The 20,023-nt window shown below is 55.8% G+C and carries 20 protein-coding genes; 12 read left to right on the top strand and 8 right to left on the bottom strand.

Annotated elements, in window-relative coordinates:
• Window positions 1-52: 52 nt before the first annotated feature.
• The 6 genes from Q8O73_RS00620 (at window position 53) to Q8O73_RS00595 (ending at window position 4,289) form a co-directional block, all read left to right on the top strand.
• Window positions 53-1,396, top strand: coding sequence for a bifunctional 2-polyprenyl-6-hydroxyphenol methylase/3-demethylubiquinol 3-O-methyltransferase UbiG (locus tag Q8O73_RS00620; protein WP_305553340.1), 1,344 nt, complete (start codon window positions 53-55; stop codon window positions 1,394-1,396).
• 425 nt (window positions 1,397-1,821) lie between these two features.
• The gene (locus Q8O73_RS00615; RefSeq protein WP_305553337.1) at window positions 1,822-2,175 is read left to right on the top strand and encodes an AtpZ/AtpI family protein; all 354 of its coding nucleotides are present in this window, start codon (window positions 1,822-1,824) and stop codon (window positions 2,173-2,175) included.
• A gap of 34 nt (window positions 2,176-2,209) precedes the next feature.
• Window positions 2,210-2,932, top strand: coding sequence for a F0F1 ATP synthase subunit A (locus Q8O73_RS00610; protein WP_305553334.1), 723 nt, complete (start codon window positions 2,210-2,212; stop codon window positions 2,930-2,932).
• A 65-nt stretch (window positions 2,933-2,997) separates the two neighbouring features.
• A complete protein-coding gene (locus Q8O73_RS00605) occupies window positions 2,998-3,222 on the top strand; it encodes an ATP synthase subunit C family protein (protein WP_007089066.1) in 225 nt (74 codons plus the stop codon).
• A gap of 74 nt (window positions 3,223-3,296) precedes the next feature.
• Window positions 3,297-3,782 carry a hypothetical protein gene (locus tag Q8O73_RS00600; protein WP_305553300.1) on the top strand — a complete coding sequence of 162 codons (486 nt, stop codon included), beginning with the start codon at window positions 3,297-3,299 and terminating at the stop codon, window positions 3,780-3,782.
• A 6-nt stretch (window positions 3,783-3,788) separates the two neighbouring features.
• The gene (locus Q8O73_RS00595) at window positions 3,789-4,289 is read left to right on the top strand and encodes a F0F1 ATP synthase subunit B (RefSeq protein ID WP_305553297.1); all 501 of its coding nucleotides are present in this window, start codon (window positions 3,789-3,791) and stop codon (window positions 4,287-4,289) included.
• Between the two features lie 65 nt (window positions 4,290-4,354).
• On the opposite strand, the gene Q8O73_RS00590 is transcribed toward Q8O73_RS00595, so the two are convergent.
• Entirely contained in the window at window positions 4,355-5,101 is a 747-nt protein-coding gene (locus Q8O73_RS00590) for an ABC transporter substrate-binding protein (RefSeq protein WP_305553294.1), read from the bottom strand.
• Window positions 5,102-5,197: 96 nt separating this feature from the next.
• Window positions 5,198-6,151 (bottom strand): glutathione S-transferase family protein, encoded by a 954-nt coding sequence (locus Q8O73_RS00585; RefSeq protein ID WP_305553291.1) that lies wholly within the window; start codon window positions 6,149-6,151, stop codon window positions 5,198-5,200.
• Between the two features lie 148 nt (window positions 6,152-6,299).
• Between Q8O73_RS00585 and Q8O73_RS00580 the strand changes: the two genes are divergently transcribed.
• A complete protein-coding gene (locus Q8O73_RS00580; RefSeq protein WP_305553288.1) occupies window positions 6,300-7,247 on the top strand; it encodes a LysR family transcriptional regulator in 948 nt (315 codons plus the stop codon).
• Here Q8O73_RS00580 and Q8O73_RS00575 read toward each other — a convergent pair whose 3' ends face one another.
• Genes Q8O73_RS00575 through Q8O73_RS00560 form a run of 4 tightly spaced genes read right to left on the bottom strand, consistent with a single transcriptional unit; the run spans window position 7,248 to window position 14,015 of the window.
• On the bottom strand, window positions 7,248-9,323 hold the full coding sequence (locus tag Q8O73_RS00575) for a hypothetical protein (RefSeq protein ID WP_305553285.1): 2,076 nt from the start codon (window positions 9,321-9,323) through the stop codon (window positions 7,248-7,250). It abuts the gene before it with no gap.
• The gene (locus tag Q8O73_RS00570) at window positions 9,323-12,055 is read right to left on the bottom strand and encodes a DUF4159 domain-containing protein (RefSeq protein ID WP_305553282.1); all 2,733 of its coding nucleotides are present in this window, start codon (window positions 12,053-12,055) and stop codon (window positions 9,323-9,325) included. Before Q8O73_RS00570 ends, Q8O73_RS00575 begins: the two co-directional genes overlap by 1 nt.
• The gene (locus Q8O73_RS00565; RefSeq protein WP_305553279.1) at window positions 12,052-12,975 is read right to left on the bottom strand and encodes a DUF58 domain-containing protein; all 924 of its coding nucleotides are present in this window, start codon (window positions 12,973-12,975) and stop codon (window positions 12,052-12,054) included. Before Q8O73_RS00565 ends, Q8O73_RS00570 begins: the two co-directional genes overlap by 4 nt.
• A gap of 2 nt (window positions 12,976-12,977) precedes the next feature.
• Window positions 12,978-14,015 (bottom strand): MoxR family ATPase, encoded by a 1,038-nt coding sequence (locus tag Q8O73_RS00560; protein WP_305553276.1) that lies wholly within the window; start codon window positions 14,013-14,015, stop codon window positions 12,978-12,980.
• A gap of 116 nt (window positions 14,016-14,131) precedes the next feature.
• On the opposite strand from Q8O73_RS00560, the gene Q8O73_RS00555 reads away from it, so the two are divergent.
• The 5 genes from Q8O73_RS00555 to Q8O73_RS00535 are packed head-to-tail and all read left to right on the top strand — an operon-like array spanning window position 14,132 to window position 17,608.
• Entirely contained in the window at window positions 14,132-14,713 is a 582-nt protein-coding gene (locus Q8O73_RS00555) for a DUF1285 domain-containing protein (RefSeq protein WP_305553273.1), read from the top strand.
• Window positions 14,710-15,348, top strand: a complete 639-nt coding sequence (locus Q8O73_RS00550; RefSeq protein ID WP_305553270.1) for a CoA pyrophosphatase — start codon at window positions 14,710-14,712, stop codon at window positions 15,346-15,348. Before Q8O73_RS00555 ends, Q8O73_RS00550 begins: the two co-directional genes overlap by 4 nt.
• Window positions 15,333-15,620 (top strand): hypothetical protein, encoded by a 288-nt coding sequence (locus tag Q8O73_RS00545; RefSeq protein ID WP_305553267.1) that lies wholly within the window; start codon window positions 15,333-15,335, stop codon window positions 15,618-15,620. The genes Q8O73_RS00550 and Q8O73_RS00545 overlap by 16 nt, the downstream gene beginning before the upstream one ends.
• Before the next feature lie 27 nt (window positions 15,621-15,647).
• Entirely contained in the window at window positions 15,648-16,961 is a 1,314-nt protein-coding gene (locus Q8O73_RS00540; RefSeq protein ID WP_305553264.1) for a CCA tRNA nucleotidyltransferase, read from the top strand.
• Window positions 16,958-17,608, top strand: a complete 651-nt coding sequence (locus Q8O73_RS00535; protein WP_305553261.1) for a GDSL-type esterase/lipase family protein — start codon at window positions 16,958-16,960, stop codon at window positions 17,606-17,608. Before Q8O73_RS00540 ends, Q8O73_RS00535 begins: the two co-directional genes overlap by 4 nt.
• A gap of 13 nt (window positions 17,609-17,621) precedes the next feature.
• Here Q8O73_RS00535 and Q8O73_RS00530 read toward each other — a convergent pair whose 3' ends face one another.
• Both Q8O73_RS00530 and Q8O73_RS00525 read right to left on the bottom strand, forming a co-directional pair.
• Window positions 17,622-17,945: a hypothetical protein gene (locus Q8O73_RS00530; RefSeq protein ID WP_305553258.1), complete on the bottom strand. Its 324-nt coding sequence runs from the start codon at window positions 17,943-17,945 to the stop codon at window positions 17,622-17,624.
• An 89-nt stretch (window positions 17,946-18,034) separates the two neighbouring features.
• Window positions 18,035-19,885 (bottom strand): GGDEF domain-containing protein, encoded by a 1,851-nt coding sequence (locus Q8O73_RS00525; protein WP_305553255.1) that lies wholly within the window; start codon window positions 19,883-19,885, stop codon window positions 18,035-18,037.
• Window positions 19,886-20,023 lie beyond the last annotated feature (138 nt).

The following is a 20,023-nucleotide window of genomic DNA, read 5'->3' as shown; positions in this document are numbered from 1 at the left end:
CGGCCCGGACTTTGGTTAAGAGTGCCCTTTGCCAGATAACCAAGGTGTCGTTATGTCCCGCGAAGTCCGTCAGCTTTATGAACAGTTTCCCTATCCGTTGCGCGATCCGCAGGCGGAAACGGAACGGTTGCTGATGCCGCCAATGGACACTTTGGGGCGGGTCAATCATTATGGTTTTGGGGGCCGCAAAAAGTTCGGCGCCGGGTTTCGCGCCCTTGTTGCCGGGGGTGGTACCGGTGACAGCCTGATCTGGCTGGCTGAACAATTGCGCGATTGCGGCGGGCATGTCACCTATCTTGAACCATCGCTTGCCAGTACGAAAATTGCCCGTGCCCGTGCCGATATGCGTGGCCTTGCCAATATCACATGGGTTAACGCCACCATTGCCGAACTGGCCGCAAGTGCGCCTGAAAAATTCGATTACATCAATTGCGCCGGTGTGCTCCATCACCTTGAAAACCCCGAAGAAGGTTTGCGCGATTTGGCATCGGTTCTGGCCGATGACGGGTGTATTGGCGCGATGCTGTATGGCGAACACGGGCGTCTGGCGGTGACCGAATGGCGGGCGATGGTCGCCCCACTTTTGCCCGGCAAGGATATGAATGCCCGTCTTGCCTTGACCCGTGGGCTGCTTGCCAGCCTGCCGGATGGTAATATGCTGTTTAAAATGGGGGGCGGGGCCGGTTTCATCAAAGGGTTGCTTGAAAACGATCCTGAAATTGTCGATTTGCTGCTCCATCCCGTCGAAACGGCCTATGACGTGCAGGGTGTTTATGATTTTGCGGCCTCTGCCGGCTTGGAACTGGCGGCCTTTACCGGGTTTTTTGGCTTTGGCGGTACCGGAAAGGCACATTACAGCATCGACAATCATCTTCGCGATCCAAAGATTTTGCGCGATGTTGCCGCCTTGCCGGTACGCGATCAGCAAGCCTTTTGCGAACGCTATAGCGGTGCCATGCCGCTGCATGCCTTTTACCTGACCCGGCAATCGGTCGGGTTGGGTATGGTTGATCAAAAAATGCCGGATCGGGATTTGTGCCCTTATTTCTTTGTGCCGCCATCGGCAACATTTTTTGACGATTTGACGCGGCTGGCAGGCAAGCCGGTTGTGCTGTCTGATGGCACCGGCAATGCAGTTGATCTGATCGGAGGGCCCGATCTTGTGCGGTTGTTGCAATTGTTCGACGGGACAAGATCGTTTGAGCAGATCAAGGTTATTCTGCGCGACGATATTCTGACCCGCCAGCCGATTGATATGAACCAGATTGCCCAAAACACACTGGTATCGGTGTGGGCGCTGTTTCATAAATTTGACTGGATGCTGGCAAGTGCGCCAGATAGTGGCTGGCAGGTGCCATGTACCCCGCATGTTATTTCGGTCAAAACGCCGGATTGATGCAAGACGCAGGATCCTGATTCGGACCAAACCGTTGCCCCGATCATCGCCACAGGGGCAAATTTGGTGACCGGGGAGGCAAAATCGGGGTGTTTGGCGGTGAAATCAATAAATTAAATAGAATTTCACAGGGGGGCACAGAAGGCCCGCAGTGCGGGTATTATCCCGCGAATACAAGGGAAACTGCCGGTTGCACCCTGTTGGCAAACAGCAATCCTTTTCATTGGCGCCTGTGATCCCGGACACATAAAAGCGGCGGGGCATTAAAATCCTTAAAAAAAATAAGGTATTCCAAACAGTTATTTGACCCGGAAGCAGGCCGGAAGCTCCGGGTTTTACGGCTTGACAGCCTATGGGGGGCTAAGTATGTTGCCCGCGCATTTCCTTGCGATGTTTGCAAGGCTGCCAAAGCAGGAACCGATGCGATGAACGAAGACAAAGATCGTGCGTCGTTACAGGAACTGGATCGCAAACTGGTGGCCGTAGCGGGCAAACGTGAAGAAAAGCATGGCCCGACCCGGGGGACAGGGAAACCGTCCCAGGGAATGGCGCTTGGCATGCGGATATCAGCGGAAATGATCGCTGCTGTTCTTGTCGGGCTTCTGATCGGCTGGGCGCTGGACAAGGCGCTTGGCACAATGCCCTGGCTGCTTGTCCTGTTTGTTTTGCTGGGCGCGGGCGCGGGTGGACTGAATGCTTATCGGGCGGCCAAGGGGTTTGACAGTGCTGTCGGACTTGGACGTGCGATGGGGAAGCGCAAGCAGGGTGACAAAGAGTGATCTTTGTACCGCACAAGATTGAGCGAGGATTACGGTGGCTGGACCGCTAGAGCAGTTTGAAATCAGACCGCTGGCCGAACTCTCGGTTGGTGGTGTTGATATTTCCTTCACCAATTCCGCCTTGTGGATGGTGATCGCAGCCGTTCTCGTAACGGGTTTCATGACGCTGAGCATGCGTCGTGGCGCACTTGTACCGGATCGCTGGCAGGGTTCTGCCGAGGTGATGTACGAATTTGTCGCCAATATGCTTAAGGACAATGTTGGGACGGCGGGCCGCAAATATTTCCCGTTTGTGTTTACGCTGTTCATGTTTGTTCTTTTCGGGAATCTGCTTGGCATGATCCCGCACAGCTTTACATTTACCAGCCATATCGCGGTGACTTTCGCGATGGCTCTGGTGATTTTCATCGGTGTGACGATTATCGGCTTTATGCGCCACGGAACACATTATTTCCGGATGTTTTTCCCGGTCGGCGCGCCGATTGCAACGGCGTTCATCCTGATCCCGATTGAAATCATCTCCTATTTCTCCCGTCCGTTCAGCCTTGCTATCCGTCTGTTTGCCAATATGACAGTCGGCCATATCATGCTGAAGGTTATTGGCGGTTTCGTCGGCCTGATCGGCATCTTTGGCGTACTTCCTTTTGCCTTGCTGACGGGGATTACAGTTCTGGAGTTCGGCATTGCTGCGCTTCAGGCCTATGTCTACACCATTCTCACCTGCATCTATCTTCATGATGCGATCCACATGCACTGATGTGTGTGTGGCGGGTGTGATCTTTTTTTCTGATTGCCTTTTAAGAAATTCGAAAGGGTGAAGTTATGGAACTCGATGCTGCAAAGATGATCGGTGCGGGCCTGGCTGCTATTGGCATGATTGGTGCCGGTATCGGGGTTGGTAACATCTGGTCGAGCCTGATTGCGACTGTTGGCCGTAACCCGGCTGCCAAGGGCGATGTTGAACTTTATGGCTGGATCGGCTTTGCCGTTACCGAAGCTATTGCACTGTTCGCACTCGTCGTTGCGCTGATCGTTCTGTTCGGCTAATCGGCACTATTCACGCGAATATCTCGGCCCGGCGAGGCGCGTCCTCGCCGGTTCGCTGAATTCGGGAGTCTGCTATGCCGCAGTTTGATATTTCGACGTTCTCGGAACAGATCTTCTGGCTGTTTGTGGTTTTCGGCATTCTTTATATGCTGATGGCACGGGTGGCTTTGCCGAAGGTCGGCGAAGTTCTGGAACGCCGTCACAAGACCATTGAAGACAATCTTGGCAAGGCACGGGCGTTGAAAGACGATACCGATGCCGCCATCGCGAAATACGAAGCAGCCCTTGCGGAAGCCCGCAGTGCCGCCCAGGAAGACATTCGCGTTGCCTCGGAAAAGGCCGCCGCCGAACAGGCTGCCAAGACCGAAGCAGTGGCCAAGAAGCTGTCGAAAAAGACATCTGATGCCGAAAAAAGCATTGCGGAAGCAAAATTGCAGGCGATGACTGGTGTGGCCGATGCCGCAGCCGATCTTGCCCGCGAAGCGACCGAAAAGCTGATCGGTGTCAAGGTTCAGCCTAAGACTGCCGAAAAGGCTGTCTCGGTGATTGTTGGGGAGTAATGTATCATGGAACATGAAGTTACTTTCCTGACGGACCCTTATACCTGGACCACGCTTTCTTTCCTTTTGGTCGTGGGCTTTGGCGGTTTCAAAGCTTGGAAAGGGATCGGTATTGCACTCGACAAGCGTGCACAGAAGATTTCTGACGAACTGGAAGAAGCCCAGCGTCTGCGTGAAGAAGCGCAGGATTTGTTGGCCAAATATCAGGCCAAGCAGCGCGAAGCCCTGAAAGAAGCCGATGAAATCCGTGCCCATGCCAAGGTGGAAGCCGACCGCATGCTGGCCAATGCCAAGGTCGAGCTGGAAACCTCGCTCAAGCGTCGCGAACAGCAGGCCTTGGATCGTATCGGTAATCTTGAACATCAGGCCGTTGCCGAAGTTCGCGCCCGTGTGGCCGAAATCGCGGCACAGGCTACTTTGGCGTTGGTTTCTGAAAAGGTAACCGCGGCGAAGTCCGATGAACTGGTGAAAGATGCGATTGCGGAACTCAAGGTCCGCTTGAACTGATCAGGGTTCGACCCTGAACCGGTTCACGAAAATCAGACCCCCGGGGCACAGGCTTCGGGGGTTTTTTAATTGGCCGGATTGTAAATTTCGGTAATCGTGCCGTCTGTAATCATGGCCTGTAACGCTGTATTCAGCCGGTTATAATACAGCGATCCTTTTTTCATCGCATAAAGCGTTTCGGTGATTTCGGTAAAACTGTAATCACTGGTGACCCAACTTTGATACTGATGGGCGCGGGCGGCCTGTTCAAAGGCGGCCCGGTCAACACTTGCCACTACATCAATACGCCCGGCCGCAAGCAGACGCACCAGCAACGTATCATCGGGGACCGGGTCGGTTGCCAGAACCGTGTCGGCATCAAATCGTGCAAAATAGGATGTGCCGCGTTTCACCCCGATCAGATAGCCATAAAGGTCGTCATATTGGTTGATCCAGACCGGGCGGTTGCGGTCATAGAAAAATTCGACCTTTTTGGTACGATCCAGAATCGATACGGTGAAATCGATATAGATCGCACGTTCATCGGTCCGGAAGGTGCGGGGCACGATGACCTCACGCCCTTGCTGCAATTCAACCAGCGAGCGGGCAAAGGGTTTGGCGATCCAGGTGATGCTGATACCGGCCCGTCGGGCGGCTTCGTTCAGAATGACATATAACGGCCCGCCAATGATGCCGTTTTGATCGACGGTCATTTCGGGCGGACGATGTCGGGCATGGGCTTCCAGATCGGCCCCGGCATGGGCGGTGGCGGCACTGGCAATACACCATCCGCTAATCCACAAAAAAAACCACGCCACCAAGCGTAGCGTCATTATGTGAAAAACCAGACAAATCCGATGGTGATGCTGTTGCATGCAATGCACCGTTTTGGTGACAACCCGGCTTTTTATGTTTGCAATGACATCGGATTATTCAAGAGGGGGCCGGTTATGCGGGGCCTCAAAATCCAGAACCGGGCCCATCGGGACTACCCCGGTCGGATTGATGGTTTCGTGGCTTTCGTAATAATGGCCCTTGATATGGTCAAAATGCACGGTGTTCCGCACGCCGGGCACCTGATACAGCGCACGGGTATATGCCCACAGATTGGGGTAATCCTTCAACATGCGGATGTTGCATTTGAAATGCCCGTGATAGACGGCATCAAAACGCAGCAAGGTGGTAAATAACCGCCAGTCGGCCTCGGTTATTTGTGGTCCGGCGACATAAGCTTGTCTCGAAAGGCGCTCTTCCAGCCAGTCAAGGGTTTCAAACAGGGTCGTAACGGCTTCTTCGTAGGCAGTCTGTTTTGTAGCAAAGCCGGCCTTGTAAACCCCGTTATTGACGTCGTGATAAACCCGGTCATTGACCGCATCAATTTCGGCACGCAGGGGCGCGGGGTAATAATCGCCGGGTGTTGCGCCCAGATGGTCAAAGGCACTGTTGAAAATGCGGATAATATCGGCGGATTCGTTATTGACGATGGTGCTGGTTTTGGTGTCCCACAGCACCGGGACAGTGACGCGCCCGGTGTAATCGGGGTTGGCATCGCGATAAAGCTGATACAGAAAATCCCGCGCCCCCAAATGGTCAGGTAAATCATCGGTAAATTCCCAGCCATTTTCCAGCATGCGCCAATGCACCACCGATACCGGGATCATATCGGTCAGCCCTTTGAGGTGGCGAAAAATCAGGGTGCGGTGCGCCCACGGGCAGGCATGGGACACATAAAGATGATACCGCCCGGCTTCGGCGGGGAACGGACCGCTGCCATCAACGCAAAGGGTTTGGCGAAAGGCGCTGTCCTGACGTTTGAAGTTGCCACCGGACGATTTGGTATCGTACCACTGGTCTTTCCAAACGCCCTCAATCAACAAACCCATTGCCGTATCCTTTTGATTTCGTGCCGTGCGGCGCGTTTACATCCTGAACTGTTTCCTTGCCGATATCATGACATTTTCCCCGTTGAAGGCAATGGGGCGTTGTGCCATTAATTTGTTTCCCTTTGGGCAACAATAAGGATGATCCGGGATGTTAATCGGCAATCTGGACGGGATGACGGTTTTTGCCCGCGTCGTCGAAGAACTGAGCTTTTCAGGCGCGGCGCGCAAGCTGGGTATGTCGAAATCCGCCGTCAGCAAACATGTGACCAAGCTGGAAGACAATCTGGGAATAAGGTTGTTGAACCGGACGACACGTCGTCTGAGCCTGACCGATGCCGGATCGACATTTTATCTGCATTGTGCGCGGGTGGTCGAGGAAATCGAAGCCGCCGAACATGCCTTGAGCGATTTGCGCGGCACCCCGCGCGGCACCTTGCGCATTTCGGCCCCGCTGACATTCGGGCAACGGTATTTGTCCGGACTGGTGACGGAATTTATGTGCCGTTATCCGGGCTTGCATATCGATATTCATCTGGCGGATCATTTGGTCGATCTGGTGGCCGAGGGATTTGATCTGGCGATCCGGATTACCCGGTTAAAGGATTCCAGCCTGATCGCCCGCAAATTGGCACCGTTCAAAACTTTTCTGGTCGCTTCCCCCGATTATATTGCCCAAAATGGCGAACCGATCCATCCCGCCGATCTGATCCATCACCGCACGCTTTCCTATACCAATATCAGCAGCCCTAATATCTGGGAATTCGAGGGGCCGGACGGCCCGGTCAGTGTGCGCGTCGATCCGGTGATGTCGTGCAATAATGGCGAATTCACATCCACCGCCGCAATACGAGGCATCGGTATTGCCCGCGAACCGGAATTTATCATCATTGACGCGCTGAAGGCTGGAACGCTGGTGCCGATCATGACCAATTACAGCTATCCGGGCGGGGGGATTTATGCGGTCTATCCCGAACGGCGACATTTGCCGACCAAGGTCAGGCTGTTTATTGATTTTCTGGCCGACCGTTTTCGTGGCGGCATCGCTGATTTTTGCAACGAACCGCAGGAACAGGCTGGTTCGGCCGATATTTCCTGATTACCGGGTTTCCCGTCGCCAGCCAAACAGGCACAACAGGCCGATCAGAATGGCAATCAACGGCACTGGCAGCAGGTTGGTAATGCCGCCTGCCAAGGTTCGGTAACTTTCGGTTTTGACCAGTCCTGCCCATTGATTGCCCTGCCATGCCTGATCGCGGTTCACCCGGCGGAAATCAGGCAAGCCGGTTTCAATGCGCTGGATATGGCCACCATTGGCGGCAACGATGTCTTGCAGCAATTCCGGGGTGGAACTGGTATTTCGACGCTCATCGGTCAGGAAATCGCGATCGACATGCAGGCCGGTTTGCAAATTCATGTCGCGATCACGTGCCCGTACCCGGATCAGGCCGCGGCTGGCAATCGGCAATTGTGCATGCCAGGTCTGGTCATCGGCCTGTTGTTCGAACGGGGCTTCGACAGTTTCGCCAGATACCGGATCGACGCCATAGGCCGTCATCGGGGGCGGGCCAACCTTGCGCCATGTGACGACTACCGTATCACCGTCGGCTGATCTTGCCGTGTCGATATTGTTTTCATCAAGTGCCGGTTCCTTCATCAGCCAGTGCGACAAACGGCGCAACAATTCAGCAATCGGGCCGCCGCCTTCATGGCCGCGCTGCCACAGCCACATCTGATCACTGCTGAGGATGGCGGCACGGCCTTCTTCAACCCTTGACAGAGTCAGTAACGGTAAATCATTGATCCCGGTTAAAAGGGTCATGGCACGATCATCGGTCACACGGGTTTCCAGTTGCCGGTACCAGTGCCCCCATTTCGGATCAGTATTGTTCGGCCCGGCAATCGGGGCAGTGACCGGATGCAAACGACCGGTTTGATCGATGCGCGGGACAAAGGCCTGTTCGATCACCTGCCCGGTGGCTTGTAGGGGCATCATCCGACCCAGAACCGTATGGGCCAGACCATCGGGGGCAATATATTCCGGCCCAGCGACAATCAGGGCCGCCCCGCCCCAGAGGACATAATCCACCACCTTTTCCAGATATTGCACTGGCAGGACACCGCGCATCTGATACCGGTCAAAAATGATCAGGTCAAACTGACGCAGCCGGACCTCGAACAAATCGCGGATCGGGAATGGAATCAGCGCCAGTTCATTGATCGGGGTGTCATCGCCCTTTTCCGGCGGGCGCAGAATGGTGAAATGCACCAGATCAACCCCCGGATCGGCCCGCAACAAATTGCGCCATGCCCGTTCGCCTGGATGCGGTTCCCCCGATAACAGCAAAACCCGCAAGCGATCCCGAACTCCCATGCTTTCAAGGATCAGACGGTTGTTGCTGGTATCGAATTCATCGGGGGCGGGGTCAATGCGAATTTCGCCGATCACCGGTCCGGCATGGGGGACGGCCAAAGTGATCCGTTCGGGCTGATTGGCAGGTAGGGTAATGTCGCGTTCGCTACCATCTTCGTGCAGGAAACGGGCGGTGATCGGGGTGCCGGGTGCAAGGGCAGGGTCAATGGCCTCGACCATGAATTCCGCATCCTTGCCGACAATGCCGTAATCGGCACTTTGTCGGACCACCAGCCGCCGGTCGCGTTCATCCCCGGCCCCGGTGATCAGGGCATGCAGGGGGGCATCAAGGGTCAGGCTGGACGGGATGTCGTGCACTTGCCCGTCGGTGATCATCACCACCGCCGACAGTCTTTCCCGTGGTATGCCGCCCAAAAGACGGTCAAGGGCGGCAAACAGGCGGGTGTCGGTGGTGCCATCAACATTTTCGATGCGCAATTCGATGGAAGGATCATCGTCATAACGGGCACGTAAATCCGCCAGTGCCTGATCGGTTTGTGATGTGCGATTGCCAATATTCTGACTGTCTGACCGATCCGCCAGCACCAGAACAATATCGCTGAGTTTTTCGCGTTCCTGATCGGTTACCTGCGGGGTCAGTAGGGCCAGCAACAACCCGGCCAGCGCGATGCTGCGCCATAATGTACCGCGTGCGCCCAGAATGGCGCAAAGCAGCATCAGAACAAAACAGGTAATGCCAACAATCTGCAACAGTGACAGGTCGATCATCGGGGCAATCTGGAAATTTTGCCAGTTCTGCATCAGCGGCCCAGCCTTTCAAGGATGGCAGGCAAATGCACCTGATCTCCCTTGTAACTGCCGGTCAGGGCATACATCACCAGATTGACACCAAAGCGTAGCGCCATTTCGTGTTGCTGGGCGGTGATGTCGTCGGGGCGTAACCGGGCGACCGGAGGTTGGCCGGTGTCGGCATCGGTTTCTTGTGGCAGGGTCCATGCAGCGGCCCAGTCATTGCCGCCAAATAGCACGGATGCTACCCCGTCCAAGCGCGTGTCGGGTGTTGCATCCAGCCATAACGGTGCCTCGAACCGGCCATATGCCTGATCGAGCAAATAGAAACTGCGGAAAATGATATGATCGGATGGTGCGCGGTCCAGAATGGGAATTTCCAGCCCGGCCAGCAAATGGCGCAGGCGGGCGGGCTGAACTTCGCGGTCGCGGCTGTCGATCAGGATCATGCCGCCCCCATCCAGATAGCGGTTCAGTTTGTCACGGGCAAAATCCGATAGTTGCTGCTGTCCGTCATTGAGCGGCCAGTAAATCAGCGGATAAAACGACAAATCGTCGGTTTCTGGATCAATGCCGTGTGGGGCGGCCAGGCTGGCGGCACTGCGCCGCCGCAGGATTTCCGATAACCCCGCCAGACCGGAATGACTGAGCCGGTCAATCGCCGCGACATTGGTTTGCAGATAGGCCAGTCTGGGTTGCAGGGCGGCCTCGCTATTGTTGGTGGCCTGTGCCGGATGACCGGAAATCAGGCCATAACCAGTAAGAACCAGCACCAGAAACCCGGTGATTTTCCCCATGGCATAACGACGCGCCCGCCATGCACTGACATGATTAATTGCCAGAAGGATCAGGGTATCAAGCATCAGCAAAACCGTTGCGGTCAGCAGACACAGTGCAGCCAGATCAATCTGGTCCTGCCCGGTCAGGGTGCGGCTGACAACCCCGTCCGGCCAGCGGATTTTTTGGTCCAGCCCGGTCAGAAAATGGCCCAGATTGACGGCAATGGCCTGACCGTTACTGCCATAGATGCCGGGCGGGTGGCGTGGATCGGGCAATTGGGGGGTGCCGCGCAGGGGCAGAACCATCGCATCGGATTGATGGGAGCGGCCATATCCATCCAGCACCGATTGCGCAGGCAGGGCGGTTTGCAAATCATTGGCAGATTGGTCGGACGGGCTGGCAAGGGGCAACAAACGTTGCCACAATTCCACAAACAGCCCTGACATCGGCAAACCTGACCAATCCGCCCACGGTGTGACATGAAACAACACGATGCGCCCGGCATTTTGCGGGGCGCTGGTGATCAGGGGGGTACCATCATCCAGCCGAGCCCAGGTTTTTTGCACGATATCCGCGTCCGGTTCGGCCAAAAGTTGCCGGTTGACCGTGATGTCATTTGGTACATCAATACCAAAAAACGGGCTGGTTTCAGGGAAATCGACCAGACGTTTGGGTTTCTCCCATGACATGGATCCGCCAAAATCGCGATTGCCCAGCCGCAATGTGACCGGCAGGAATCCCTGTTCGCTGCCATGATCCTGCAATCCGGCGAACCGCACCAGCATACCACCCGCATCGATCCATTGCGACAGAGGGGCACGTTGACTGGCGACACCCGATATCGGGCCTGCGGCAACCAGGATATCCACCCCATCCTGTAACAAATCACCCAGTGGGCCGTAAGCGATACTGGCAAAGGGCGAAATCGCACGATCCAGAAAGAAAAACCTGTCCGACAGCAATTGTGGCGTTTCGCCGGAACTGACAATGATGCCGACCTTGCGCTGCTGCCATCCGGCCCCGGTTTGATAAAGGGTGGCGGCACTTTCAACATCGCGCAGGCCGATGCTTTGGATGGCATTGGTGATGTCGCCGGGCAGAAGGATGTCGCCAGTGGTCTGGCTGGTGGCTGGATCAAGGACCAGATCATGTTGTAACAGAACTCGCCCCCGGTCATCGCGGGCCAGAAGGGCGACATTGCGCGGGGTATCAATGCGGTTATGATGCAATGTCACTTGCATGCCGTTGCGGGTGCGTTCCATATCATGCACCACAATCTGATCGGTTTGTTGCGGGCGCAGGATGGTGACCGGTGCAATTGCCGATAAATCATCGGCCAGTTTCTCCTTGCCCGGCAAGACCAGATCGTCGGTCATCCAGATGACATTGGCAACCGCCGTGGTGATATCCTGCCGGTTTGAAATCAGATCAGACAGGCCGATATAATCGGATGGCCACGGCACGGGATGAAGCCGGTCAACATATTGATCGGCGGCGCGCGGTGACAGGGGGCCAATGATTGGCGACAGGGCGGTGTCCGTTGCCCCGGACGGTTCGGGGGCACTGCGGGCGACATAGATGCTGTGACCATCACTGCGGGCCTGATCAAGCACCTGTTGCATGCCGCGCCGGTATTCCTGCCAGTGGGCCGCCGCGGACCAGCCGGTTTCGGCAATCAGCAAAATCGATCCCGGTGCTCCGGCATAATCGGCTCGATGCATCACCGGGCGGGCGGCGGCGACAATCAGGGCCGTCAGGATCAGGCTGCGCAGGATGGTTTGCCAGATCGGGGCGCGGCGGGCTTCGCGTCTGGTGGCCGACAGGCCCAACAACAAACGGGCAGCCGGGAAAACCAGCCGTCTGGGCGCACGCGGGGCGCTGCGAATGATCAGCCACAATACCGGCAACAGGATCAGCCCGGCCAGCATCGCCGGATAAACAAAACTGATACCAGCCACCATCATGCGCTGGTCCCCGAATGTCGCGAGATTCCATGATGCTGGCGTTCGTTCAGATGCTGATACAGGGTAAGCAGGGCGGCATTGGCACTTTCGGCGGTGATGTGCCGGTCATAAAGCCAGTTATTGTCGCGGGCGGCGTCCTGAATGCGCGCACGCCACAGACGGGCGCGGGACTCGAACCCGTCGCGGACATCCTCGAATTTTTCGCTGCGATAGACAATTTTCGCCCGTGTATCGAGCAAATCCACCCGCCCTTCAAAGGGCGGTGAGACTTCCGCCGGATCAAGTATTTGCACAAGACCACCGTCATTCTGGCTGGAGGTCAGAAATTTCAGGGTTTGCGACAGGGGGGATCCGGGCCAGGCAAATTCCAGAAAATCGGACAAGACCACAACCGAATGTTTGCGCCCCGGTTGCAAGGTGGCGGTCACTTCGGTCATCGCACCGGGGCTGGCCAGCATGGCGTGGGCCAGTTTTTCAAGATGATGGGCGGATGTGATGCGGGTATGTTCCCCGTCAAAGGTGCCGACGGTTTCGCCATTGCCAACCAGCAAATCGGCCAGTGCCAGCGCCAGAACAAGGGCGCGATCCGCTTTTTCCGAAATATACGGGTCCGATGACCAGAACATAGATGACCCCATCACCGGCCATATCCAGTAGGTATGGCTGGCCTGCCATTCGGTTTGGCGGATAAAGGTGTGATCGCTGCGGGCGGAACGTCGCCAGTCGATCTGGCTGGCGGGGTCGCCGGTGACATAGGGGCGAAATTGCCAGAAATCCGAACCGGGACCGACCTTGCGATTACCATGCAGACCGCTGCGCAAACTGGTGGCCATGCGCCGCGACTCATCGACCAGTTGCGGCAGTCTTGCGGCCAGTGACCGGGCGCGAGCTACCTGTTCCTGCACGGTCGATGTCGGCAAATTCAACTCCCTTGCAGGCTGGCCAGTGTTTCGGTGATCAGGGTATCGACCGATTGACCCTCGGCCCGCGCGCCATAGGTCAGGCCAAAACGATGACGCAAGACCGGCAAGGCAAGGGCGGCAATATCATCATGTGACGGGGCAAAGCGCCCCTGCAACATGGCACGTGCCCGACAGGCCAGCGACAGAGATTGCGCGGCGCGGGTGCCCGGCCCCCAGGCGACATGACGGCGGATATTGTCGTGGCTGGTACTTTCGGGGCGGCATTCGCGGCACAGGCTGATGATGGTATCAAGAACCCGGTCGGGCATGGGCAGGCGACGGACAAAATCCTGTGCTTCGATCACATCGTCGGCATGCAGCATCTGACGCGGGCGTGGCTGTTTGTGACGGGTGGTTTCGGCGACAATCCTGCGTTCGGCATCCTGATCGGGATAGGACAGCCGTACTTCCAGAAGGAAACGGTCCAACTGTGCCTCGGGCAGGGGATAGGTGCCTTCTTGTTCCAGTGGATTTTGGGTGGCAAGCACATGAAACGGTGCCGGCAGGCTGTGGCTGTATCCGGCGACCGAAACTTCTCGCTCCTGCATGGCTTGCAAGAGGGCGGACTGGGTGCGCGGGCTGGCGCGGTTGATTTCATCAGCCAGCAATAACTGGCAAAACACCGGGCCCTTGATAAAGCGAAAGGCGCGTTTGCTATCAATCCCTTCTTCAAGGACTTCGGAGCCCAGAATATCGGCAGGCATCAGGTCGGGGGTGAACTGGATCCGTTTGTCGATCAGGCCCAATACCTTGCCGAGCGTATGGGCCAGCAAGGATTTACCCAGCCCCGGCGCACCAATCATCAGAACATGGCCACCCGATAAAATGCCAATCAGGGTTTGATCTATGGCCTGATCCTGCCCAAATATAATGGACGAAACCATATCGCGGGCTTCGCCAAGGCGGGCGACACAGGCATCCAGACGGGCCGCATCACGCTCAAGGCTGCTGTTTTGGGAAAAACCCGTTTCTTCGGGGAAACCTGGCACGTTGGTCATGTCAAAAAAACTTCGCATCCTTTGTTGCACCGGGTGTCTTTGCCTGTCACACAGACTGGCGGGGCCAAGATTGCAGACCAGATATATCTTACAGCTTCGGAATCCGAGTATATAGCATGACTTCCACCGACAAAACCGCAGATCTCGCCGTTAAATTGTGGCACCGGTTACGGGCAGGAAAACCCGACACTGGTCGGCGCCCGCAAATCTGTGGCGATATCGATATGTCTATAGGTCGGGATGGAACATGGTACTATCAAGGTGGTCCGATCGGACGCATTGAACTTGTCAAACTTTTCGCATCTGTGTTGCAACAGGATTCCGAAGGTGGATACTGGCTGGTGACGCCTGCGGAAATGGCGCGGATCACTGTCGAAGATGTGCCATTTATGATTGTAGAATTGCGCCACGAAGGACGGGGATGCGAGGGCGTGATCCAACTGCGCAGCAATATCGATACATGGATTGATCTGGACGATACCCATCCGTTGCGGGTGGAACATGATTCGCAAACCGGGGAACCGTCGCCTTATGTGATGATGGATCGCGGGCTGGAGGCGCGGCTGAACCGGGCGGTATTTTATCAACTGGTTGATATGGCCGACGAAATTGCCGACCCAAAGGGTGATATGATACGTATTGGTGTCTATAGTCATGGCATATTTTTCGAGATTGGCAGAATGGAGAAAGAGGCATGACGCCTGCGGAAATCATTGCCGCCCTGCGTGCGCCACGGGACAATATTTTGACCCGGCGGGGAGACCATGCGGTAGATTTTCCGGGTTCACAATCGCGTGCCCGCGCTTTTGCCGAAGGTGAACTGATCGCGCGGCCCGCCGCCGTTCTGGTGCCGTTGGTGCCGCGTGATGATGGGTTGCATGTGATTTTGACCCGCCGCACCGATCATCTGAATGATCATGCCGGGCAAATCAGTTTTCCTGGTGGACGGCAGGAAACTCAGGACCAAAACCTTGAAGAAACGGCATTGCGCGAAACCGAGGAAGAAATTGGCCTGCATCGCAGCCAGATCGAACTGATCGGGCGACTGGACGATTATTATACTGTGACCGGTTATCAGGTGACGCCAGTGGTCGGGATTGTTACCCCGCCATTCGATGTGCGGCCAGACCCTCATGAAGTCGCCGAAGTCTTTGAGGTTCCATTGCGTTTCATCCTGGAACCGGGCAATCAAAAATTGCAAACGGTGATGTTTGAAGGCCTGAAACGCCGTTATTTCGCCATTCCTTATCGGGAATATTACATATGGGGGGCGACGGCCGGCATGTTGGTTAACTTTAGTGAGGTATTAAAGACGTCATGTTGCAAAAGGTGATCCAGATTGGCCTGCCCCTGATTTTGCCATTCGTCCTGTATGGGCTGTGGCTTAAATGGGCGCGGTACAAGGCGATCCGCGATGGCCATGACATCATCCCGCCGTGGAATCAGGGGCCGTGGTTATTGTTGTTTGCCGCCGGAGTGGCGCTGACCGGGGTTCTTCTGGTTTATACGGCAGTCTTTACGGGATCGTCGCCGGATACTATTTATCATCCGCCGCAGATGGTGGATGGTGTGATCCAGCCCGGTTATTTTGAACCCAAAGAATAACTGGCAGGTTTTTCGGACAAATCGTGCATGAAAGAACTGACTGTTACCGGTCATCTTTCCCCCTATGGGGTGATGACCCATCCGGAAACCTTGCGGATTTTTTCAGCCCTTGCCGCCCATGGCGGCAAGGCGCGGTTTGTTGGCGGTATTGTCCGTGATGCCTTGCTGAAACGCCCCTTGCAGGATGTCGATATTGCCTGTGACCTTATGCCGGGCGATACAGTGACGGCACTGGAAAAGGACGGTATCCGGGTAATCCCGACCGGGCTGAAACATGGCACTGTTACAGCCATGACCGAACATCACAGTTACGAAATCACCACATTGCGGATTGATGTCAATTCCGATGGCCGTCATGCCGATGTTGCCTTTACCGATAACTGGCTGGCCGATGCAAAACGGCGTGATTTTACCTTTAATGCCCTTTATTGCGACATGGATGGCACCCTTTATGACCCGTTTGATGGCGAAACCGATTTGCGGGTCGGGCGAGTGCGGTTCATTGGTGTCGCCGAAGACCGCATCGCTGAAGATTATTTGCGCATCATGCGTTTTTTCCGGTTTCATGCCTTTTATGGTCGCCCGCCGCTGGACCCGATCGGGGCCGAGGCTTGTCGCAAGGGGGTGGCGGGATTACGCGATATTTCGGTCGAACGCATTCGCGATGAATTGTTTAAATTACTGTCGGCCAAGACGCCTGCGGCAACAATTGGCGAGATGATTGGCTTTGGTGTGTTGCCCGTGCCGTTGCCTGATGTCAGAAACGTGGCGCGGTTACGTCTTATGGAATGGCTGGAAGGCCCGGCCTTGTCCGATCCTGCCATCACGATTGATCCGTTGCGCCGTCTGGCCGCGCTGTATGTCGCCCCGGAAACACCGAATGGGCACGAGGCTGCTGCCCGGTTTGCCCGTCATTTGCGCCTGTCGGGCGATCAGGCCGAACGGTTTGCCACCATGGTCCTGGTCTGGCCCCTGATTACGGCGGATATGGACGCGGATGCAGTTCGTCGCAGCCTGTATCGTCTGGGTGCGGATGCCTTTCGTGATGCGGTGTTACTGGCATGGGCGGATCGCGGATCGTGCCCGCCGCGCCCGGTTTTGGGAGAAAATGCCCGCTGGCAATCCTTGCTGGATGCGGCACGGGACTGGCAACCTCGACCCTTGCCGGTTATGGGGCGCGATATTCTGGCCGCCGGTCTTGCTCCCGCCGGGCCACAGGTCGGGGCGTTGCTGGCACAGGCAGAAACATACTGGCTGGATCGTGCGATGATGCCTGATCATGCGGAATTGATGACCTTTGTAGCGGACTGTGCCGCCCGGATAAGGCAGGAGACGGAATGAACACATCAGCAATCGGCCATCGGGTCTGTTTTTTTGGGGACAGTCTGGTCAACGGGGTGCGCGACGGTGAAAAGGGCGGCTGGCCGATGCGGTTGGGTCGGCGATTGCTGGCTGATGCCGGGCGGGAAATTACGATTTATAATCTGGGTATCCGTGCGGAAACCACAACCGCGCTTAAAGACCGCTGGCAACGTGAAGCGGAACTACGCATGGTGACGGAATTTCCCAGCGTTTTGGTGTTTTCCTTTGGCGTCAATGATGCCCGCCATGCCGAAGAACGCGGTGAAGAAACCACCATGCAGGTTGCACCGGGCCTATCGGCAGCCAATGCTCATGCCATCATCAGTATGTCGGCCAAATTGGCACCAACCTTATGGGTGGGGCCACAAGCAGTCATCAATGGCAGCAAATCCAGCCGGACCATCAATGAGCGCCTTGAAGGCCTCAATCAGATTTTCTCCGAAACGGCAGTATCACTTGATGTGCCTTATCTGGATCTGTTTTCAATCACGTGCCGGGAAGATGATCCGTGGCAACGTGCCCTGCGCCGGGGAGATGGCTATCATCCCGATGGCGGGGGATATGACCGGGTGGCGGATTTGATCTGGGACTGGTCGGCGTGGCGCGATATTTTTCTGTCCGGCTGACCGGGAAAGGTTATCAGGCGACGATATCGACAATACTGCCGCGCGGCGGGGCGGATGCGGCCTGTCGGGAAATTTCGCCACCCTGACCATATCCCGACGGTGTGTCGTTGAAACTGGCAAGGTCCAGAACCGGTGCGGCATCGCCGGTATAATTGTTAAAACCGGCATCATTGGCGACGGACTGAACCGGCGGCTGGATATCATCCTGATCGGCTTGGGTGAAATTGCCTGACGTATTTTCCCGTGTCGAAGGCCCAATCGGGCGCAACGAGGGTGCGGTCGGGGAAATCAGATCGGGTCTGGTACCAGTGGTGCCTGTGATCATGTGTGACCGCATAAAACATGCCGACACCCGCCACAATGGCAGTGTCAATTATTGCGCATCATAATCGGGATTTGAAATTCGCAAAGGGCTATTTTACATCGTCAGGATGCAGCGGTTTCGCTGTCGGACCACAGACGTAATTCCGATTCCTGATAATCGCCAACTGCCAGACGATCAAAACTGTTTTTGGCAATTGCCTTGAGGGTCGCGGCCTGACTGGACACATGATCCAGCGTGATATCAATCCGTTCGGGTGGGATCCGGATCATCGCGGCGCTGACCGTCATCAGGGCGAAACGGCTTTCGGCTCCGTCGCGCCCCTTACCTTGCAAATAGCCTTTTTCGCGAGATTCGGGATCATAGAAACTTTTGATCTGCTCATCAAACATCTCCTGAACGCGGCGTACATTGGCAAGGGCGACATCAAAATCGACCGAACAGACATAGGCAAAAAAGTCATCGCCGCCAATATGACCGACGAACCAGTCATTCTGGCTGAGAGTCTTGCCAAGGATATCCTTGAACAGAATAATGGCGCGGTCGCCCTGCCGGAAACCGTAACGGTCATTGAAAGGTTTGAAATTGTCGAAATCAAAATAAACCGCAAAACGTCGTCTGCGCGGTTCGGTCAGGGCATTGGCGGCATAACGGTAAATTGCCGCATTGCCGGGCAGGCGGGTCAAGGGATTTTCATCGCGCGCATTGAGCATATTGCGTTCGTTGACCGCCCGCAGCAAGGCGCGTTGATCAAGCACGCCCAGATAACGGCCTTCTTCGGTCAGGATGATGCCATCCAGCGTATCGGCGGCGACAAAGGTTTCCAGCAATTCCGACAGGCTGGTCCGGATATCGGCGGTCGGACAGCGCCGCAAAAACCGCGACATATAGGTGCGGTTGGACGGGTTTTGCAGCAATTCCCGCCCATAAGGGGTGTAGATGAAGGCCTTGAAATCGGCATCGCGAATGATGCCGACCGGTTCGTCGTGATTATTGATCACCGGAACAATGGCGGTTTCGGGATTGGCCTGAAAATAATCCAGTACATCCAGCGGTTTGATATCGTCGCCAATCGGTGATGTTTCGGTCATGAAAGACCGCAACAATTCACCGTCATGATCACCCTGACGGCGGGTTTCAACGGTCAGTTCGGCAATGGCCGGGACAATATCGGTGCGCAAGGGCAAATCGGTTGACGGGCGGGCGATGAAAAATCCCTGTACCAGATCGCACCCGACCCGGCGGCAACACAGGAATTCTTCCTTGGTCTCCACCCCTTCGGCCACCACCTGGGCACCGATCATATGGGCAAAACCGGTAATCTGGGTGACAAACAGTTCCTTGCGTTTGTCACGATCCATGCCGTCGATGAAAAACCGGTCGATTTTGATAATGTCGGGTTCGCAATCATAGAGCGCACGCAATTGCGCAAAACCGATGCCGTAATCATCAATCGCCACCTTGAAACCCTGATCGCGATACCGGGTCAGGATATCCTTGATATCGTGGGCGTGGCTGATGTCCTGTCGCTCGGAAATTTCCAGACAGATGGTGTCCCGCGCCAATCCTGTTTGCGCCAGAAGTTCGGCGGTACGGCCGGGGCGGTAATCACTGGTGCGGACAACACGGCTGTCAAAATTGTAAAACAGTTTCAAACGCCCGGTATCAGGCAGGCGGGCAAATTTGCCAATCGCCTTGGCCCGTAAATCCATATCAAAGCCATGTAAAAGGCCGCTGGACCATGCGGTATCAAAAACATCCTGAATCGAGGCAAAACCGGCTTCTGCCCAATTGCGCAACAGCGCCTCATAGCCAAAAATTCGTCCGGTATGGACGCTGACAATTGGTTGAAAGGCAAAATCGACAGTATCGATCACCCGTTTCCAGTTACGTGCCCCGCTATGGCGGGCGGGATGCAATGTGACGGCATTATCGGTTCCGAGTGTCCCGTCCATTTATTTTCCAACACCCCCAAAAGACGAAAGATTCCAGACTGACTGCCGTTTTTATGATCGATTCTGGTATCTCAAGAATTCTTTCAGGTGGATGACGAATCTGTGACAAACACAGGGAGGGGCAGGTTACCCTGCGAT

Origin of the sequence: Thalassospira sp. (assembly GCF_030690045.1) — a bacterium.
In the GTDB taxonomy this organism is placed as follows: Bacteria; Pseudomonadota; Alphaproteobacteria; order Rhodospirillales; family Thalassospiraceae; genus Thalassospira.
Note: the sequence above shows the minus strand (reverse complement) of the source record. Positions and strands in the feature narration are given on the sequence as shown.

Coding starts and splice junctions, on each gene's coding strand:
- Q8O73_RS00620 (WP_305553340.1), top strand. CDS start 53: ATGTCCCGCGAAGTCCGTCAGCTTTATGAACAGTTTCCCTATCCGTTG.
- Q8O73_RS00615 (WP_305553337.1), top strand. CDS start 1,822: ATGAACGAAGACAAAGATCGTGCGTCGTTACAGGAACTGGATCGCAAA.
- Q8O73_RS00605 (WP_007089066.1), top strand. CDS start 2,998: ATGGAACTCGATGCTGCAAAGATGATCGGTGCGGGCCTGGCTGCTATT.
- Q8O73_RS00600 (WP_305553300.1), top strand. CDS start 3,297: ATGCCGCAGTTTGATATTTCGACGTTCTCGGAACAGATCTTCTGGCTG.
- Q8O73_RS00595 (WP_305553297.1), top strand. CDS start 3,789: ATGGAACATGAAGTTACTTTCCTGACGGACCCTTATACCTGGACCACG.
- Q8O73_RS00590 (WP_305553294.1), bottom strand. CDS start 5,101: ATGACGCTACGCTTGGTGGCGTGGTTTTTTTTGTGGATTAGCGGATGG.
- Q8O73_RS00585 (WP_305553291.1), bottom strand. CDS start 6,151: ATGGGTTTGTTGATTGAGGGCGTTTGGAAAGACCAGTGGTACGATACC.
- Q8O73_RS00580 (WP_305553288.1), top strand. CDS start 6,300: ATGTTAATCGGCAATCTGGACGGGATGACGGTTTTTGCCCGCGTCGTC.
- Q8O73_RS00575 (WP_305553285.1), bottom strand. CDS start 9,323: ATGCAGAACTGGCAAAATTTCCAGATTGCCCCGATGATCGACCTGTCA.
- Q8O73_RS00570 (WP_305553282.1), bottom strand. CDS start 12,055: ATGATGGTGGCTGGTATCAGTTTTGTTTATCCGGCGATGCTGGCCGGG.
- Q8O73_RS00560 (WP_305553276.1), bottom strand. CDS start 14,015: ATGACCAACGTGCCAGGTTTCCCCGAAGAAACGGGTTTTTCCCAAAAC.
- Q8O73_RS00555 (WP_305553273.1), top strand. CDS start 14,132: ATGACTTCCACCGACAAAACCGCAGATCTCGCCGTTAAATTGTGGCAC.
- Q8O73_RS00550 (WP_305553270.1), top strand. CDS start 14,710: ATGACGCCTGCGGAAATCATTGCCGCCCTGCGTGCGCCACGGGACAAT.
- Q8O73_RS00545 (WP_305553267.1), top strand. CDS start 15,333: ATGTTGCAAAAGGTGATCCAGATTGGCCTGCCCCTGATTTTGCCATTC.
- Q8O73_RS00540 (WP_305553264.1), top strand. CDS start 15,648: ATGAAAGAACTGACTGTTACCGGTCATCTTTCCCCCTATGGGGTGATG.
- Q8O73_RS00535 (WP_305553261.1), top strand. CDS start 16,958: ATGAACACATCAGCAATCGGCCATCGGGTCTGTTTTTTTGGGGACAGT.
- Q8O73_RS00530 (WP_305553258.1), bottom strand. CDS start 17,945: ATGCGGTCACACATGATCACAGGCACCACTGGTACCAGACCCGATCTG.
- Q8O73_RS00525 (WP_305553255.1), bottom strand. CDS start 19,885: ATGGACGGGACACTCGGAACCGATAATGCCGTCACATTGCATCCCGCC.